Here is a 17,105-nt window from a genome sequence, read left to right on the forward strand (position 1 = left end):
GGCGCATCCAGCGCCTGCAGCAGGGGGCCGGCGAGCAGTACCTCGAGCCCGGCAGCGCCGGCCGGATTGCCGAGCAGGCCGTTGGCTGCGGCCAGGAAGACCGGGTCCAGGGCGCCGGACAGGGGCACACCGATGTGCCGGTAGCCGTGGCGGCCCCCATCCTGGATGCTGACGCCGAGGCCCGGCGAGCGGATCTCCAGGCCGGAGCTCACAATGCGGCCAGGGCTTCCGGCCCCACGCGCTGCCAGCGCACCCGGTCGCCGGGGGCGAAGAGGGCCGGCCGGTCGGCCCGGGCGGCATCGAAGAGGGTGACCGGGCTGCGCCCCACCAGGTGCCAACCGCCCGGGCTGTCCCAGGGGTAGATGGCGCCCATGCGTCCGGCGATGGCCACCGAGCCGGCCGGCACGCGCGGGCGCGGTGTGGCCAGGCGGGGCATCTCCATGCTGGCGGGCAGGCCACCGAGATAGGGAAAGCCGGGCAGGAAGCCGAGCATGCGTACCGTAAATTCGGTGGCGGTGAGCTGCGCGATGACCGCCTCGCGACTCAGCCCCCGGGCCGTCGCCACGGCGTCCAGGTCGGGGGCTAACTCACCATCGAAGCACACCGGGATGGTCCACTCGCGTCCGCTGCCGGTGGCCTGCCGGCCTTCGGCGGCCAGCGCCTGCAGGCGCGTGGCGAGGTGCTGGGGCAAGCAGCAGTCGGGATCGAAATGCACCGTGACCGAACGGAAGGTGGGCACCCACTCGATCACCCCGGGCATCCCGCCCGCGGCCTGCAGCTCGGCCAGACCGGCAGCAAAGCCGAGCACCTGGGCCTGGATGTCCAGGGGAACCTCCCTGGCTTGGGACGGGCCGAACTCCACCGTGAAGGCGGCGTCGCCCAGGGCGAGCAGGCGGGGCTTTGAAAGCACGCTGACAGTCAGGGGCCGTGGCCCCCGCGGAACCCGGGCCTACTGCCCGATGGCGCCGAAGACCTTCTTGGCCAGGCCGCCGGCGGCACCCACCGGATCCTTGCGGATGGCCTTTTCCTCTTCGGCGATCATCAGGAAGAGGCCGTCGAGGGCCTTGCGGGTCACGTAGTTCTCGATCTTCAGCTCGTCGCCCTTGGCCAGACCGAACTGGCTGGCCTTGCTGGCGAGCTTGTTGTACTGGGCCGACAGGGACAGCTTGTCGGTGGCCTCCTTGACGGTGGGCAGGAAGGACTCGGCCAGCTGACCGGAGGTCTTGTCCTTGAAGTAGCGGGTGGCGGCGTCGTCACCGCCGGAGAGGATCTTCCTGGCGTCCTCGACACTCATCTTCTTCACGGCATCCACGAGCAGGGGCTTTGCCTTGGGCACGGCCTGCTCGGCCGCCTTGTTCATGGTGGCAACCAGGGCGTCCAGGTCCTTGCCGCGGCCCATGGTGCGCAGCATGCTCTCCATGGGGGCGAGGCTGTCGGGCAGGCCGATCTTCACTTTCGGGTTGTTGAGGAAACCTCCGTCGTTCCCCAGTTGTCCTACTGCTTTCTCGGCGCCCTGGACCAGGGCTTCACGCAGACCACCGGAAGCGTCCTTGTCGGTAAGGTCGGCAAGGCCCAGGGCCCAGGCCTGACCACAGATGACAAGCAGCAGCAAAGCTCGCAGAATCCCACGCACGGCACACCTCTCTCTTCCGGTTAAAAACAATGTTTCTCAAGGCTATCACGCGCCTTCTGGCTGCAGTCGCCCTCCTTGCACTCCTTAACGCTTGCAGCCAGCCGGTGGCACCGGATGTGCGGTATACCACGCTCGACGGGCAGAGCGCCCGTCTGGGCGCCCTCAAGGGCAAGGTGGTGCTCGTGAACTTCTGGGCCACCACCTGCACCAGTTGCGTGGCCGAGATGCCCAAGCTGGTGGAAACCCACCGCAAGTTTGCCCCCCGCGGCTACGAGACCGTGGCCATCGCCATGAACTATGACCCCCCCGAGTACGTGCGCAATTTTGCCGCCCGTAGCGGCCTGCCCTTCACCGTGGCCCTCGATACCAGCGGCGAGGCAGCCAGGGGTTTCGAGGAGGTGCGCCTCACCCCCACCACCTTCGTGATCGACCGCCAGGGGCGCATCGTCCAGAAATTCCTCGGCGAGCCGGACTTCCCCAAACTCCACGCCCTCCTCGACAAGCTGCTGGCGGAGCCGGCATGAAGCGCCGCAACCTGATCCTGGCGCTGGCTGCGGCCGGCGTGGTGGCGGCTGCCGTGCTGTGGCCGCGGGGGCGTGAGGTGGAGGTGGTCGGCGTTGCCCGGGCACCCCTGACCCAGTCGGTGGTGGCCACCGGACGCATCGCCACACCGGCGCGCATCGTCATCGGCAGCCCCCTGGCGGCCACCGTGCTGGAGGTGAAGGTGCGCGAGGGTGACCCCGTGCGCCCCGGGCAGGTTCTGGCCCGCCTGCGCGCCGACGACGCCGAAGCCCTGGTGGGCCAGGCCGCCGCGGCCCTGGCAGAGGCGGAGGCGCGCCTTGCCCAGATCGAGAGCGTTGCCCGCCCGGTGGCCGCCCAGCAGCTCGCCCAGGCCGAGGCCAACCGCAAGGTGGCCCTGGCCGAGGCTGAACGTGCCCGCCAACTGGTGGCCAAGGGCTTCTACGCCCAGTCTAAGGCCGACGATGCCCTGCGCAATGCCGCCAATGCGGCGTCTGCGGCCGATACGGCCCGCGCCCAGCTGGCTGCCCAGCAGGCCGGCGGCAGTGAGCGCGAGGCGGCCCGCGCCCGGGTGGACCAGGCCCGCGCCCAGCTCGTCAATGCCCGTGCCCGTGCCGCCCAGCTCACCCTGACCGCCCCGGCGGCCGGCGTGGTGCTGACCCGCAAGGCCGAGCCCGGCGATGTGGCCACCGCCGGCAAGGTGCTGCTGGAGCTGGCCGAGGCCGGCGAGACCCGCGTCTACGCCACCGTGGACGAGAAAAACCTGCGCCTCCTCAAGCCCGGCCAGAAGGCCCGCGGCGTGGCGGACGCCTTTCCGGCCCAGCCCTTCGACGCCGAGCTCTACTACCTGGCGCCGGCCGTGGACCCCCAGCGCGGCACCGTCGAGACCCGCTTCCGGGTTCCCGCGGCCCCACCCTTCCTGCGCCCCGACATGACCGTTTCCGTCGAGACCATCACCGGCCAGCGGGACGCGACCCTGGTGCTGCCCGCCGAGGCGGTGCGCGACCCCGACAGCGGCAAGCCCTGGGTGCTGGTGGCCCGGGACGGCATCGCCACCCGGGCCGAGGTGAGCCTCGGCCTGAGCGGCATCGGTCGTGTCGAGATCCTCACCGGCCTGGCCGAGGGCGACCAGGTGGTGCTGCCCTCTGGCGGCGCCCTGGAAGGCGACCGGCTGCGCATCCGTGAAGCCCGCAAGCCCAAGGTGTCGGGCGTGCAGGTGCCCCAGGGCATGACCCGCTGATGGCCGCCCCGGTTGGGCCGCGGAGCACCCCGACATGAAGTTCCGGCTCCCCTTTGCACCCATCGTGGCCCTGCGTTTCCTGCGCGAGGGGCGCATGCAGACCCTACTGATCCTCGCCGGTACCACCGGCGGCGTGGCGGTGATCGTCTTCCTGACCCAGCTCATCACCCAGCTCCAGGCTCAGATCGTGGACCGGGTGCTGGGCAGCCAGGCCCACGTGGTGATCCGCCCGGCCGAGGAGGTCAACCGGCGCGCCATCGACGACGCCGGCTTTGCCTCCATCGTCGAGCCCCGTGCCCAGCGCCTGCGCTCCATCGACCAGTGGGAGAACATCGCCCGCCTGGCCGCCGACATGCCCGGGGTGACCGCGGTGTCGCCGGTGGTCACCGGCCCGGCCTTCGCCGTGCGGGGCCAGGCCAGCAAGTCGGTGGCCCTGATGGGGGTGGACGCCGAACGCTACCGGCGCATCGTGCGCATGGAGGAGTACATGGTGGCCGGGCGCTTTGCCGTGGAAGGCACCCGGGCGGTGATCGGCAGCGAGCTGGCCAAGGACCTGGGCATCCGCATGGACGACAAGCTGCGGGTGGCCCTCCCCAATGGTCGCGACGAGCTGCTGCAGGTGGGCGGCATCTTCGACATCGGCAACAAGGATCTCAACCGCCGCTGGGTCTTCGTGACCCTGCCCCTGGCCCAGAGCCTGCTCGACCTGCCCGGTGGTGTGTCCAACCTGGACCTCACCGTGGCCGACATCTTCGAGGCCCAGCCGGTGGCCGACCGCCTGCGCGGCGCCACCAGCCTCAACGTGGAGAGCTGGATGCAGACCAACGCCCAGCTACTGGCGGCCCTGCGCAACCAGTCGGTGTCCAACAACCTGATCCGCAGCTTTGTGGTCATCATCGTGGCCCTGGGCATCGCCAGCGTGCTGGTGGTGAGCGTGGTGCAGAAGCAGAAGGAGATCGGCATCCTGCGCGCCATGGGGGCCAGCCGCGCCATGATCCTGCAGGTCTTCCTGATCCAGGGGGCGGTGGTGGGAGCGGTGGGCTCGGTGCTCGGCAGTGCCCTGGCCTTCACCCTGCTCAACGTGTTCTCGGCCATCTACCGCAACGCCGACGGCCAGCCCCTCTTTGCCGCCGAGCTGGAGCCGCGCTTCATCGCCATGGCGGCCCTGGTGGCCACCGCCGTGGGCCTGCTGTCGGCCCTCATCCCGGCCCGCCGCGCGGCGCGCATGGACCCGGTGCAGGCGATCCGCTCATGAGCACGGCGCCCGTCATCGAACTGGCCGGCCTCACCAAGGCCTACAACCTGGGCACGCCGGTGGAGACGGAGGTGCTGCACGGCATCGACCTGAGCCTGGCCGAAGGGGAGTTTGCTGCGCTGATCGGCCCCTCGGGCTCGGGCAAGAGCACGCTGCTCAACATCATCGGCTTGCTGGAGCGCCCCACCGGGGGCCGTCTGTCCATCGGCGGGCGCGACACCGCCCGCCTGTCCGAGGCCGAGATCACCCAGTTGCGGGGGCGCAGCATCGGCTTCGTGTTCCAGTTCCACCACCTGCTGCCGGCCTTCACCGCCCTGGAGAACGTGATGATGCCCAGCATCATCGCCCGGGGCCGGCCCGACGACGCGGCCGAGGCCACGGCCCTCGAACTGCTCGACGCCGTGGGCCTCAAGGCCCATGCCCTCAAGAAGCCCGCCGAGCTGTCCGGCGGTCAGCAGCAGCGGGTGGCGATCGCCCGTGCCCTGGCCCTGCGCCCGCGCCTGATCCTGGCCGATGAACCCACCGGCAACCTGGACACCCACACCGCCGACGACATCTTCGCCCTGCTGCGGGAGTTCAACCGCCAGAGCAACTGCGCCTGCCTCATTGTCACCCACGACCCGCGCCTGGCCGCCCGCTGCGATCGCATTGTGCAGCTGGTGGATGGGCGGATTGCCGACGACGGCCCGGCTGCCGGCTGAGGCCGGCCCAGTGGCTCAGCGGCTGATCTGGCGCGGACGGACCGGGGTCTCGGGCGTGGACTGGGCATCCGCCACGAAGTACTCGTTGCCCTTGCGATAGTAGTGATTGCAGGCAGCAAGCTGGACCGGCCTCGAGCCTCCGCTGGAGAGGTCGGTACAAAAGCGGCCGTCTTCCTCAAGCTTCCAGGTGCCCATGACGCCAAAGGATCGGATCGCCCGGATATTGCCGCTGAGGCTGCCATCGGCCTTCACTTCCAGGCGCACATCGCCGCCCGTGGTGGTAGGGCCCGCCAGGGTGGCGCCCACCAGCAGCGCCTGCACCTCAGCCTTGTCGAGGCGTTTTCCGCCCTGTTGCAGCAACTCGCCCAGCGTAGCCTGGGCGAGAGCCAACTGAGAGCCCAGCAACAGCGTTGCACCGGCAAGCATGGAGCGCATTGTCATGGTGGTATCCTTTTCAGGTGTCAGCGAACGATGATCAGAAGCGATTATCCCGCAACCCGCACGCTTCCAGCCAACCCTTCTCCCTTTCAGCCAGCCATGCTCCGTCCCCTCTTCCTGCTGCTCCTGACCCTTGTCGCCACCCCGCCTGCCCGTTCCGACGAGAGTGGCTTGTGTACCAGTGTCTGTGTCACCGAGCAGGGCCGATGCCAGAAAAAAGCTCGCTCCATGAACAATGTCGAACGGGATGGGTGGGTGCACCACCAGGATGTCCGGACGGGGTCCGACGCCAGCGCTGAAATGGAACGGCTGGCAGCCCGGCAGGCCGAGGCCGACAAGCGGCGTTCCGAGCGCGATGCTGATTGCGAGATGGCCTACGGACGCTGCGTGTCGGATTGCCGGCGACCACGCTGAGCCCGGCCGCCCGAAGGCTGAACATCACCTTTCCGCCGATCCTGCCCCTCGGCCATAATCAGGTCCGCATCCTTATCCAGACGTGTTTGCCATCCCATGAAGGCCAAGTCCACCCTTTACGATCTGCTCGGGGTCACCCCGGACGCCACCGAGGCCGAAATCGACGCAGCCCACCTGCTGCTGCTGGAACGCTACCAGTCGGGCCGGCACGGCCTGCCCCCAGTGGATGCGGACAACCGCGTGAAGGCCATCAAGGAAGCCTTCTGGATACTTTCCGAGCCCGGTCGGCGTGCCGCCTACGATGCCAGCCTGATCCACACTGTCGCCACATCACCCCTGCCGCTGGAAGGCAACTTGCCCCTCAAGGTCGAGATCAGCGATGTGAAGTGGACGCCGGGACGGATCATGCTGACCATCATCGGCGGCCTGATGATCGTCGGCATGCTGATCCAGATATTCTTTTCCGTCTTTGCCTTCAAGCAGGCCGGACGGGTTGCCAGCGGCGAGATGGCTGCCCAGGCCCAGGAGAGAATAATGGCCGCAGAGCGGCGCCAGATGTACGGCAACATGAGCGAAGCAGAGATTGCCGAACAGGAGCGCCGGGAACGCGAGGAGCGGGCCGATTCCGCCAGCCGCTACGAGCGGGAGCGCCAGGAGCGGGCACGCCGGGAAGAGGAGCAGAAGCGCGAGCAGGCCCTGCGCGAGCGCACCTACTACGCCGACCGGGTGTCCTCCGACCTGGAACGGGCCGAGCAGGCCGCCCGCATGCAGGCGGAGCGCGAGCAACGCATGAAGGAGGAGGCCGAGCGACGCGCCGAGATGGAAGAGCAGCGGCGCGTGCAGGAGCGTCTGGCCCGGGAGCGGGCACGCTGGCAGCAGGAACTTCGCAACTGAGACCTGACTCCCCCCGGGGGGAGAGCAACCCACGCAGCGGCGGAGCGTGGCGTTCTTTCCCCGCGCGCTACGGCACGCTGCCCCGCTTTCCGGGATAATCCGGCATGAACTCGACCTTGCCCCCGCTGCCGGACGCCGATTCCGGCCCTGCCTCCGACGCCACCTTCGTTCCGCCCCCGTCCGCCATCGTGGCGGCGCCCTTTGATCAGCTACCCCTGCCGGCTCCGGTCATCGCCAACCTGGCGCGCCTCGGCTACCACGCCATGACACCGATCCAGGCCGCCAGCCTGCCGGTGGCCCTGGCCGGGCATGACCTGATCGCCCAGGCCAAGACCGGCAGCGGCAAGACCGCCGCCTTCGCCCTGGCCCTGCTCGACCGCCTCAACCCGCGCAGCTTCGCGGTGCAGGCCCTGGTGCTGTGCCCGACCCGCGAGCTGGCCGAGCAGGTCACCCAGGAGATCCGCCGCCTGGCCCGTGCCGAGGAGAACATCAAGATCCTCAGCCTGTGCGGCGGCACGCCGATCCGCCCCCAGGCCGACAGCCTGGAGCATGGTGCCCACATCGTGGTGGGCACGCCGGGCCGTCTGATGGACCACATCTCCCGCGGCAGCCTGAAGCTCGACGCCCTGGGCACCCTGGTGCTGGACGAGGCTGACCGCATGCTCGACATGGGCTTCTTCGACGACATCGCCTACGTGGCCAAGGCCTGCCCGAAGCAGCGCCAGACCCTGCTGTTCTCGGCCACCTACCCGGAAGGCGTGGTGCGCCTGGCCCGCCAGTTCATGCGCCAGCCCCAGGAGATCTCCCTGCCCGAGCAGCACGCCGCCGAGACCATCCGCCAACGCTTCTACGAGGTCACGCCGGACCAGCGCCTCCACGCCGTGGGCCTGCTGCTGCGCCATTACCGCCCGGAGAGCACCCTGGCCTTCTGCAACACCAAGCAGCAGTGCCGTGACCTGATCGACGTGCTGCACGCCGAAGGCTTTCACGTGCTGGCCCTGCACGGCGAGCTCGACCAGCGTGATCGGGACCAGGTGCTGGTGCAGTTTGCCAACCGCAGCTGCTCGGTGCTGGTGGCCACCGACGTGGCCGCCCGCGGCCTCGACATCGCCCGGCTCGAGGCCGTGATCAATGTGGATGTGACTCCCGACCCGGAGGTGCATGTGCACCGCATCGGCCGTACAGGCCGCGCCGGCGAGGAAGGCTGGGCCCTGAGCCTGGCCAGCCCCCACGAGATGAACCGGGTGAACAACCTGGCTCGTGCCCATGGTTTCGAGCCGGTGTGGGAGTCCATCGACGCCCTTCAGGCGGAGGACCAGACGCCCCTGGTGCCGCCTATGGTGACCCTGCAGATCCTGGGTGGGCGCAAGGAGAAGATCCGCCCCGGCGACGTGCTGGGCGCCCTCACCGGGGAGGCCGGCTTTGCCGCCAGCCAGATCGGCAAGATCAACTTGAACGAGCAGTCCACCTACGTGGCCGTGGAGCGCAGCATTGCCCGCAAGGCCCTGAAGCGGCTCGGTGAGGGCAAGATCAAGGGCAAGAAGGTCCGCGTCCGCCTGCTCGACGAGTAAACTGGATGCCATGGCGGGCGCGCCCGCCTCCGGCCTCGAATAACCTGTTCCCGGCAATCGAATTGCCCCCTGTCACCCGCGGATTGATCATGGTCGATTCCACCCCCGACGCCAGCCCCCACCGCTTTCCCGATTCCGACGTGGCCGCCATTTACCGGGTCATTGCCGAGCGCCGCGACATGCGCCACTTTCGCCCCGATCCGGTAGCGCCGGATCTGCTGGCGCGCCTGCTGTGGGCGGCCCACCACGCCCCCAGCGTGGGCTACATGCAGCCCTGGCGCTTCGTCCGCATCACCGATCGGGGCCTGCGCGAGCGCATGCACGCCCTCGTCGAGGTGGAGCGTTGCGCCACCGCCCGGGCCCTGGGCGAGCGCGAGGAAGACTTCATGCGCCTCAAGGTGGAAGGCCTGCTGGAAGCCGGCGAGGTGATCGTGGTGGCCCTGGCCGACGGGCGCGAGAAGCATGTTTTCGGCCGCCGCACCCTGCCCGAGATGGACCTGGCCTCGGTGGCCTGTGCCATCCAGAACATGTGGCTGGCGGCGCGGGCCGAGGGCATCGGCCTGGGCTGGGTGTCGATCTTCGACCCCGCCGAACTGGCCAAGCTGCTGGGCATGCCAACCGGCGCCCGCCCGGTGGCCATTCTGTGCATCGGCCACGTGGAGGCCTTCTACCCCCGTCCGATGCTGGAGATCCACCAGTGGGCCGAACGCATGCCCCTGGAGACCGTGGTCTTCGAGAATGGCTGGCGTGACGAGGTACCGGCTCCGACAGGAGGCTGAGCTACCCGCCAGCGTCCCGCGCCAGCACCCCCGGTACCCCATGGCTATCACCCATGGGCAACAACTTTTGCAGGGCCTTCACGTAGCGGTGCAAGGCATCCAGCCCGGTGGGGGTCAGACTGTAGCTGGTCTGGCTGCGCCCCGGGCCGTCGCTGCGGCGCAGGGACACGTAATCAGCGGCAATCAGTTTCTTCAGATGGGACTCAAGGTTGCCGTCGGATACATCCAGGCTGCGCTTGAGTTCGGAGAAGCTGGCCTCGCCCGCACCGGCCAGGAAGGCAGCGAGCTGGGTGCGCAGGGGCTGGTGGAGAAGGGCGTCGAGGGGTTCCATGGGCGTTGGCCCGCGCCAAGCGGGCCGTTCCGTCTGCTTATTTCAGGTTGAATTCTGCCCGCATCGAGCCGGGATTGCGCCCATCCTGTTCACCGGGCACGCGGATTTCGAAATTTCCGCCGATCACTTCAGGGCCGGGCTTCCAGTTCTTGCCGTCCAGGCTGGCCCATTGCTTGTAGGTGTAGACGTCCTGACGGGTGCGCACGGTGAGGGTGCTGCGGGCTTCACCGTCGAGCAGGCTGCCATGGACGCGCGCCTCCACGGGCAGGGGCGCACCGGCCGGATAGTGCAGGATGAAGGGCTGGCCGGCCGGTGCGGTGTCGCCGAAGCGGACAACGGGCAGGCGGGCCAGCTCGTCGGCGCCGGGTTTGCCGAAGCTGGCACAGCCGGCCAGGGTGAGGGCGGCAAGGGTGCCGGCGGAAAGACGCAGGTTCACAGTGGGACTCCTTCTTGACATGGGGAAAATGGGCTACTGACGGGCGCTGCCACCCTGGAAGTCCACCACCAGGGCGGATTCGACCCGCGGCCCATGGGTTGGATCGAGGCTGGCACGTATCCACGGGATCGAGATCCAGTGGGTTTCCCGGGCCAGCCGCCACGGACCACCCGGCACACGTACATCGCCGGTGGGCTGGCCATCGCGCAACAGGATCTCCAGGGGCTGATCAAGGGTCAGGGGCAGGATCGCATCGGAGGCCGGGCGGAACAGGTCGCCCGACACCTCGACCCGCACCGGCACGCGGGTGCCCGCGGGCAGGCCGACGATGCGCGGCCCGGCCAGATCGGTGCCGGAACGATAGGCTTCCAGGGACGTGACCGGCACCTCGGGCGGCAGCAGGCTTGAAGCGTAGCGATGACCGGCAAGGGGCGCGGCCAGTACCAGCACGGTCCACCCCGCAGCCTGGACCAGACGCAGGACGAAGGGGCGCTCGCGCCCGTGATCAAGGAGGCGCGACAGCATCGGCAGGCCGAGCCCGAACACCGAGGTGGCGATCCACTTCATGGTTTCGAAGGGCAGCCTGGCCGCCAGCCCGGCGACGCCGATGGCGATGATGATGCCACCGGCCCATTCCAGCACCTCTTCCGAGAACAAGCCATGCACGTAAAGGGCCAGGCCGATCAACACCAGCCACACGGTGCATAGCATGTAGGCGCCACCGAAGAAGAAGGTGGCAAAGGTAAATAGCGTGCCGATACCCATCAACAGCCACAGCATTTTGACCACCTGACGGTGGATGAAGGACCAGGTTTCGTCCCGGGACGCCTTGACACGCCGGGTCAGGTGCCAGTCGGCATAGCCGGCGCCCCCCAGAACAAGGGCGATCCAGGCCAGCCAGACCAGGGCCCGCCGGGTAGTGTCCGGGATCTGCTCGGCGGTGAAGATGGCGTCGCTGGACAGGAACAGCCCGGCGCCGGCCAGACCCCACAGGATGAGACTGTGGCGCTCCATACGCAGGTTGCGCTGACCGCGGACGAGCATGGACTGGATGCTGTCAAGCTGGCGGGAGATGGGGTCGGCCATGATCGGGAGATTCCGTTTGAATTAACTCTGCAGTTCAGAGCATATAACTCTGAACTGCAGAGTGTCAACGGCATGATGATCTGCCGAACGGTCTGGCAGGCCCGCGGCAAGCCGTTACAATGCCGCCTCTCTTTCATCAGCACGGATCGTTCCCCGCCATGTGGTTCCGCAATCTCCAGATCTACCGTCTCCCCGAAAACTGGGGCCTGACCGTCGAAACCCTCAACGAGAAACTTGCCGCCCGCCCCTTTGCGCCCTGTGGCAGCCAAGACATGGCGAGCCGTGGGTGGAGTTCGCCGACCAAGGACGACCGTTTCGTGCTGGCCGTGGGCGGGCACTTCCTTGTGGCCTTGATGGTCGAGCAGAAGCTGCTGCCCTCGTCAGTGGTGAACGAGGTGGCCGCCGACAAGGCCGAGCAGATCGAGGCCCAGCAGGGCTTCAAGCCCGGCCGCAAGCAGATGAAGGAGATCAAGGAAGCGGTGCTGCAGGAATTGCTGCCCCGGGCCTTCACCCGTCGCCGCAAGGTGTATAGCTGGATCGACCCCAAGGGCGGCTGGCTGGTGATCGATGCGGCCAGCCCGGCCCGGGCCGAGGAAGTGCTGGATGCCCTGCGCGACACCCTGGACGAGCTGCCGGTGAAGATGGTCAAGACCGAGCTGTCACCCGTGTCGGTGATGACCGGCTGGCTGGCGGCCAACCAGGCCACTGGCAACTTCACCATCGACCTGGACTGCGAACTGCGCGCGGTCACCGACGAGAAGGCTGCGGTGCGCTACGTGCGTCACGCCCTCGATGGCAAGGACGTGCAGGACCATCTCGCCGCCGGCAAGCTGCCGACGCGCCTGGCCATGACCTTCGACGACCGCATCTCCATCATCCTGACCGAAAAGATGGAGATCAAGCGGGTGGCCTTCCTCGACGTGATCAAGGAAGAAGCCGAACGCCAGGCCGATGCCACCGACATGCAGATGGAAGCCGACTTCGCGCTGATGAGCGGCGAGCTGTCGCGCCTGATCCCGGCACTGCTGGAGGTACTGGGCGGCGAGGTGAAGGACGCGGCGATCTGAGACTTCAGGACCAATCTGCTTCGCGGCCCGGTTCCGGCCGCCTTGATGCCCGTCAGGGCAGAAACACCGGGTCGGACAACACCAGGGTGCCGTCGGTCCGCATCATCAGGTTGTGAGGGTTGAGGATATCGGGCTGAACCGGGTATTCCTCAATGAAGTCGGAGAGCGCGGCGATGGCCTGTACCAGGCTGTCGGGCAGGCCCGGCGGTGGCTCGCGGCTGATGTGGTAGAGGGCCAGACGGCCGCGGTTGACGCCCATGTTGGCCCATTTTTCGCAGCCTTCCCAATAGGCCTGGGAGAGCAGACGGGCAAGCTGCTCGGCGTCGCCGGAAACCGGTTGCAGACGTTCGATTTCGAGGAGGCGGAAGGAATAGCCCGAGCTGGACTTGCCGATGACGCCGTGGTCGTGGAACAGGCGCGGGAAATGGGTGCCCGTGGGGCGGTCGTCGGCGGCGAGATAGAAGTAGTCGGCGGGTGAGCTGACAATCTTGAAGACCCTCTGGCCGTCACCGGGGTCGAGGACGATGGAGGATTCCCCCCGCCCGAGTTCGGGCAGGCCGTCGAGCAGGGGGTGAGCCGGAACCGGATCAGGCAAGGAGACACTGGCAGTGGTCTCGCCCGCACCCGCGGCAGGGTGGTCCATCATCGCTTAGCGGAAGGCTTTACCCGATGATGTTGTACCCGGCATCCACGAAGTGCACGCCACCGGACATGTTGCGGCCGGCGTCGGAGACCAGAAAAGCGGTCAGCGCGCCGATGTCTTCCGGGGTCACCAGGCGATGCAGCGGGGAACGATCCACCGCCGCCGCCATCAGGCCGTCGAAACCGGCGATGCCGGAGGCGGCGCGGGTCATCAGCGGGCCCGGGGAGATGGCATTGACGCGGATGTTCTTCGGGCCCAGTTCGAAGGCCATGTAACGGGTGGCAGCCTCCAGCGCGGCCTTGCACAGACCCATCACGCCATAGTTGGCAATGACCTTTTCGCTGCCCAGGTAAGTCATGGTGATCAGCGAACCGCCACCAGCCTTGTCGAGCAGGGGCTCGGCCTTGCGGGCCAGGCGCACGAAGGAGTGGGTGGAGACGTCCATGGCCAGGGCGAAGCCGTCGGCGGAGGTGTCCACCACGCGGCCATGCAGATCGTCGCGCTTGGCGAAGGCCATGGAGTGGATGGCGAAGTCGAGCTTGCCGTACTTGGCGTCGATCTTGGCAAAGACATCGTCCATGGTTTCGGGCTTGGTCACGTCGAGCAGCAGCACGTCCTCGACACCCAGGCGGGTGACAATGGGCTCAAGGAAAGCCAGGGTCTTCTCGTTCTGGTAGGTGATGACGACTTTTGCGCCCGCTTCGATGCAGGACTCGGCAACACCGGTGGAGATGGACTTTTCGTTGGCGATGCCGGTGATGAGGCCGACCTTGCCTTCGAGATTGATGATGGGTTTCATGGCTGGGCTCCGTTGGATCGAGAAAAATTACCGCACTGCAACAATCACTGACCTTAGAATAGTCTAACGTGACTGTTACGTAGTCATTTTTCGATTAACGGCAAGTTTCCGCCTTTCCACAGCGCCCCTGTTGCGATGCATCAAAAAACGGCCGAAAACACCCCACCGGCGGTCCTGACCCCGGTCTACGTCTTCCTCGATTTCGACGGAGTGACCCACCCATGGGGTGAGGCGGAGGATTTTCGCTGCCTGCCCCTGCTGGAGTCAGTGCTGCGCGAGTACCCGGAGACGAGGGTAATCATTGCCTCCGACTGGCGCACCCTGTTCTCACTGCAGAAACTGTCGGCGCGCTTTTCGGAAGATCTCCGTGAGCGGGTGATCGACTGCTCGCCCACCATCTTTCCGCGCACGCCCAACGAGCTCTACGGCCTGCGCGAGCGGGAAGCCCGGCAATGGCTTGAACGCCGGGCACCGGGGGCCGAATGGCTGGCCGTGGACGATGCCCCCGGCAACTGGCCGACCCGTGCCCGGCTGGTGCTGACGGACTTCAAGCAGGGCTTCACCGATGAGGATGCGGGGCGCATGCGGCGCCTGCTGGAGGCCTTCCGCAGCGGGACGTTCAAGGCGCCGGAGGCGGCAGCTTGACGCCTGACGCGGAACGGGCGTTCCGGAGGCGATGACGCTGACGGGAGTGCCCGTGGGGTCGAATTCATTGGCGCTGTTCGCGTTAGGTATGGAAAGCGTTCTCGCTTCGACAGGTAAGGCTTGAGCCCTTGCTTGCGGGCTTTCCGTTCTCTTACGTCACATCGGCCGGGGACTCGCCCCCGGCGGGCGACCTTCTTTCTTGTTGTACGACAAGAAAGAAGGCAAAGAAACGTACCCCGCTGCCGCGCCCCCTTCGGGGGTTCCCTCCTTCCGGGCGTGCCGGGCGGGGTCTTCGCAAACTCGCCCTTCGGGCTCAGACATGCGAAGCCCTTTTTCCGCCCGTCCCACCCTCCAGTCGGCACGTCAGAGGGGACCGGAAAGGCAGGTGCCCGACGGCCGGTACCCGTCCCCATTTCCGTAGAGGCTCGGTGCGTCCGAAAAGCCCGTTCCGACCCCGCCGAGCAGCATAGCAGCGGGCGGGGAAGTCCGGCGCGGCTGTCTGAGCCGGCGTAGCCGGCGAGTTCCGCGCCGGCCGCCTGCTGCGAGCAGCGCAGGGCAGTCGGCCGAAGGCCGACCGGGGGTGGCGGGTCGCCTTCTTTGCTGACTTTCTTGGCGAAGCAAGAAAGTCAGTCGCCCGCCGGGGGCGGAGGCGGGGTTTCGCGGAGCATGCTCCGCGCCGCCGTAGCCGGCCGGGTGTGCAAACCCGGCCGTGGGAAAATCCCGGCCAACGTCACGCCAAACAACGGAAAGCCAGCCAGTAACGGCCACCCCACCGGGTATCGAGATGCCTTACCTGCCGAGAGTGAAAACGCTTTCCATACCTGACGCGAACAGCGCCAATTCACTCGACCCCACAAGGGGGCCGTCGCGCCAGCTATCGTTGTCTGGATTCGACCCTAGAACAGCCGCGTCAGCGGTGATTCATCCATCAGCGCCACCTGTTCCCGCAGGGACAGGATCATGTCCTGCCAGTAGCGCGGGGTGTCGAACCAGCTAAAGGCCGCCGGAAAGGCCGGGTCGTCCCAGCGGGTGGCAATCCAGCCGGCGTAGTGGATCAAGCGCAGGGTGCGCAGGGCCTCAACCAGATGGAGGCTCTGCGGGTTGAAATCGGCGAACTGCTCGTAACCTTCCAGCACGCTGTCCAGCTGCCGAGCCATGGCCTGGGCGTCGCCGGAGAGGAGCATCCACAAATCCTGGATGGCCGGGCCGTTGCGGGCATCGTCGAAATCCACGAAGTGAGGGCCTGCATCGGTCCACAGCACGTTGCCCCCATGCACGTCACCGTGCAGACGGATCTGCGGCAGGGAGCCCGCACGCTCGAAACAGCGGCGTACCCCGTCGAGGGCTTGGTCCACCACCGACCGCCAGGTGTCGCGCAGTTCGGACGGCAGGAAAGCGGAGGCCAGCAGGGTATCCCGCGGGGTTTCACCAAAGCTGGCGATGTCCAGCGTCGGGCGGTGGATGAAGGCCCGGATGGCGCCTACGGCGTGGATACGCCCGAGGAAGCGTCCCAGCCAACCCAGCACCTCGGGATCGTCGAGTTCGGGCGCCCGACCGCCCCGGCGCGGAAACAGGGCGATGCGGAAACCTTCGTGGTGGTGCAGGGTGTGCCCACCGATCTCGAGAGCCGCCACGGCCGGTATCTCCGCATCCTCCAGCTCGGCCAGGAAGGCGTGTTCCTCGAGAATCGCTGCATCGCTCCATCGCCCGGGGCGGTAGAACTTGGCGATCAGCGGGGCCGCATCCTCGATGCCAACCTGATAGACCCGGTTTTCATAGCTGTTGAGGGTCAGCAGGCGGCCATCGCAGCGGAGGCCGGCGGCCTCCACTGCGCAGAGGATGAAGTCGGGAGTGAGCGGCCCAAAGGGCGCCGTCACTGTTGGTTGCCTTCGCGCACGTAGGGCTCGTGGAGTTGTACCGGTTCAACCCTGGCTGCCTGGCGGCTGCGCATGCGCAGGTTGAGCATCTCCACCAGCACCGAGAAGGCCATGGCCGAATAGATGTAGCCCTTGGGCACATGATGGCCGAAGGCATCGGCGATGAGCACCACGCCGATGACCAGCAGGAAGGACAGGGCCAGCATCTTGACGGTAGGGTGGCGGGAGACGAACTCCCCGATCGGCGCGGAGGCCACCATCATCAGGCCCACCGAGGCGATCACCGCGGCAATCATGACCTGCAGGTTGTTGACCATGCCGATGGCGGTGATGATCGAGTCCAGCGAGAACACGATGTCGATGAGGATGATCTGCATGATCACGGCGCTGAAGGTGGCCTTGACGGCGCTGGACGCTTCGCCCTCTTCACCCTCCATCAGTTGATGCACTTCCTGGGTGCTCTTCCAGACGAGGAAGAGGCCGCCGGCGAGCAAAATCAGGTCGCGTCCGGAGAAACCGTGGCCGAGTACGGTGACCATGGGCTCGGTGAGGCCAGCCAGCCAGGACAGGATCATCAGCAGGCCGATACGCATGAACATGGCCAGGAAGAGGCCAAGGCGCCGGGCGAAGGCACGCTTCTCGGGCGGAAGCTTGTCCACCAGGATGGAGATGAAGATCACGTTGTCGATCCCCAGTACCAGCTCGAGCGCGGTGAGGGTCAGAAATGCGATCAGCAATTGCGGGTCAGTCAGGAATTCCATGGTTGGGTATGCAGTT

At 67.2% G+C, this 17,105-nt stretch carries 20 protein-coding genes and 1 pseudogene; 10 read left to right on the plus strand and 11 right to left on the minus strand.

Annotation, left to right across the window (positions count from 1 at the left end; genetic code table 11):
- The 3 genes and pseudogenes from J0L98_RS12470 to J0L98_RS12480 all read right to left on the minus strand — a co-directional run.
- Positions 1–212 (minus strand): annotated as a pseudogene (locus J0L98_RS12470) (allophanate hydrolase subunit 2 family protein); the annotation flags it as partial.
- Positions 209–910, minus strand: coding sequence for a 5-oxoprolinase subunit PxpB (pxpB, locus tag J0L98_RS12475; protein WP_296412104.1), 702 nt, complete (start codon positions 908–910; stop codon positions 209–211). The pseudogene J0L98_RS12470 and the gene pxpB, both read right to left, overlap by 4 nt.
- A gap of 39 nt (positions 911–949) precedes the next feature.
- Complete coding sequence (locus tag J0L98_RS12480; protein WP_296407559.1) at positions 950–1,633, minus strand: DUF4197 domain-containing protein; 684 nt, start codon at positions 1,631–1,633, stop codon at positions 950–952.
- Between the two features lie 29 nt (positions 1,634–1,662).
- Between J0L98_RS12480 and J0L98_RS12485 the strand changes: the two genes are divergently transcribed.
- The 4 genes from J0L98_RS12485 to J0L98_RS12500 are packed head-to-tail and all read left to right on the plus strand — an operon-like array spanning position 1,663 to position 5,348.
- The gene (locus J0L98_RS12485; protein ID WP_296412105.1) at positions 1,663–2,157 is read left to right on the plus strand and encodes a TlpA disulfide reductase family protein; all 495 of its coding nucleotides are present in this window, start codon (positions 1,663–1,665) and stop codon (positions 2,155–2,157) included.
- Positions 2,154–3,392, plus strand: a complete 1,239-nt coding sequence (locus tag J0L98_RS12490; protein WP_296412106.1) for an efflux RND transporter periplasmic adaptor subunit — start codon at positions 2,154–2,156, stop codon at positions 3,390–3,392. Before J0L98_RS12485 ends, J0L98_RS12490 begins: the two co-directional genes overlap by 4 nt.
- Positions 3,393–3,426: 34 nt before the next feature.
- Entirely contained in the window at positions 3,427–4,647 is a 1,221-nt protein-coding gene (locus tag J0L98_RS12495; RefSeq protein WP_296412107.1) for an ABC transporter permease, read from the plus strand.
- Entirely contained in the window at positions 4,644–5,348 is a 705-nt protein-coding gene (locus J0L98_RS12500) for an ABC transporter ATP-binding protein (RefSeq protein ID WP_296412108.1), read from the plus strand. The genes J0L98_RS12495 and J0L98_RS12500 overlap by 4 nt, the downstream gene beginning before the upstream one ends.
- A 15-nt stretch (positions 5,349–5,363) precedes the next feature.
- Here J0L98_RS12500 and J0L98_RS12505 read toward each other — a convergent pair whose 3' ends face one another.
- Positions 5,364–5,789, minus strand: coding sequence for a hypothetical protein (locus J0L98_RS12505; protein WP_296412109.1), 426 nt, complete (start codon positions 5,787–5,789; stop codon positions 5,364–5,366).
- Between the two features lie 96 nt (positions 5,790–5,885).
- Here J0L98_RS12505 and J0L98_RS12510 point away from each other — a divergent pair, with 96 nt between their 5' ends.
- From J0L98_RS12510 to bluB, 4 genes are all read left to right on the plus strand, one after another.
- A complete protein-coding gene (locus J0L98_RS12510; RefSeq protein ID WP_296412110.1) occupies positions 5,886–6,200 on the plus strand; it encodes a hypothetical protein in 315 nt (104 codons plus the stop codon).
- A gap of 96 nt (positions 6,201–6,296) precedes the next feature.
- Positions 6,297–7,094 carry a J domain-containing protein gene (locus tag J0L98_RS12515; protein ID WP_296412111.1) on the plus strand — a complete coding sequence of 266 codons (798 nt, stop codon included), beginning with the start codon at positions 6,297–6,299 and terminating at the stop codon, positions 7,092–7,094.
- Positions 7,095–7,198: 104 nt separating this feature from the next.
- On the plus strand, positions 7,199–8,665 hold the full coding sequence (dbpA, locus tag J0L98_RS12520) for an ATP-dependent RNA helicase DbpA (protein WP_296412112.1): 1,467 nt from the start codon (positions 7,199–7,201) through the stop codon (positions 8,663–8,665).
- Positions 8,666–8,754: 89 nt separating this feature from the next.
- A complete protein-coding gene (bluB, locus tag J0L98_RS12525) occupies positions 8,755–9,444 on the plus strand; it encodes a 5,6-dimethylbenzimidazole synthase (RefSeq protein WP_296412113.1) in 690 nt (229 codons plus the stop codon).
- A 1-nt stretch (position 9,445) separates the two neighbouring features.
- Here bluB and J0L98_RS12530 read toward each other — a convergent pair whose 3' ends face one another.
- The 3 genes from J0L98_RS12530 to J0L98_RS12540 are packed head-to-tail and all read right to left on the minus strand — an operon-like array spanning position 9,446 to position 11,297.
- A complete protein-coding gene (locus J0L98_RS12530; RefSeq protein WP_296412114.1) occupies positions 9,446–9,775 on the minus strand; it encodes a transcriptional regulator in 330 nt (109 codons plus the stop codon).
- Positions 9,776–9,812: 37 nt separating this feature from the next.
- Positions 9,813–10,211 (minus strand): hypothetical protein, encoded by a 399-nt coding sequence (locus tag J0L98_RS12535; RefSeq protein ID WP_296412115.1) that lies wholly within the window; start codon positions 10,209–10,211, stop codon positions 9,813–9,815.
- Positions 10,212–10,244: 33 nt separating this feature from the next.
- On the minus strand, positions 10,245–11,297 hold the full coding sequence (locus J0L98_RS12540) for a hypothetical protein (RefSeq protein ID WP_296412116.1): 1,053 nt from the start codon (positions 11,295–11,297) through the stop codon (positions 10,245–10,247).
- Between the two features lie 158 nt (positions 11,298–11,455).
- On the opposite strand from J0L98_RS12540, the gene J0L98_RS12545 reads away from it, so the two are divergent.
- Positions 11,456–12,364: a recombination-associated protein RdgC gene (locus J0L98_RS12545; protein ID WP_296412117.1), complete on the plus strand. Its 909-nt coding sequence runs from the start codon at positions 11,456–11,458 to the stop codon at positions 12,362–12,364.
- Positions 12,365–12,416: 52 nt separating this feature from the next.
- Here the strand turns inward: J0L98_RS12545 and J0L98_RS12550 are convergent, their stop codons facing one another.
- On the minus strand, positions 12,417–13,010 hold the full coding sequence (locus tag J0L98_RS12550) for a hypothetical protein (protein ID WP_296412118.1): 594 nt from the start codon (positions 13,008–13,010) through the stop codon (positions 12,417–12,419).
- A gap of 16 nt (positions 13,011–13,026) precedes the next feature.
- A complete protein-coding gene (gene fabI, locus J0L98_RS12555; RefSeq protein ID WP_296412119.1) occupies positions 13,027–13,806 on the minus strand; it encodes an enoyl-ACP reductase FabI in 780 nt (259 codons plus the stop codon).
- Between the two features lie 135 nt (positions 13,807–13,941).
- On the opposite strand from fabI, the gene J0L98_RS12560 reads away from it, so the two are divergent.
- The gene (locus J0L98_RS12560) at positions 13,942–14,451 is read left to right on the plus strand and encodes an HAD domain-containing protein (RefSeq protein ID WP_296412120.1); all 510 of its coding nucleotides are present in this window, start codon (positions 13,942–13,944) and stop codon (positions 14,449–14,451) included.
- An 896-nt stretch (positions 14,452–15,347) separates the two neighbouring features.
- Here J0L98_RS12560 and J0L98_RS12565 read toward each other — a convergent pair.
- On the minus strand, positions 15,348–16,328 hold the full coding sequence (locus J0L98_RS12565; protein ID WP_296412121.1) for a serine/threonine protein kinase: 981 nt from the start codon (positions 16,326–16,328) through the stop codon (positions 15,348–15,350).
- Entirely contained in the window at positions 16,325–17,089 is a 765-nt protein-coding gene (locus J0L98_RS12570; protein ID WP_296412122.1) for a TerC family protein, read from the minus strand. Before J0L98_RS12570 ends, J0L98_RS12565 begins: the two co-directional genes overlap by 4 nt.
- Between the last annotated feature and the right edge of the window lie 16 nt (positions 17,090–17,105).

This window comes from Zoogloea sp., from assembly GCF_017302315.1.
Lineage (GTDB): Bacteria > Pseudomonadota > Gammaproteobacteria > Burkholderiales > Rhodocyclaceae > Zoogloea.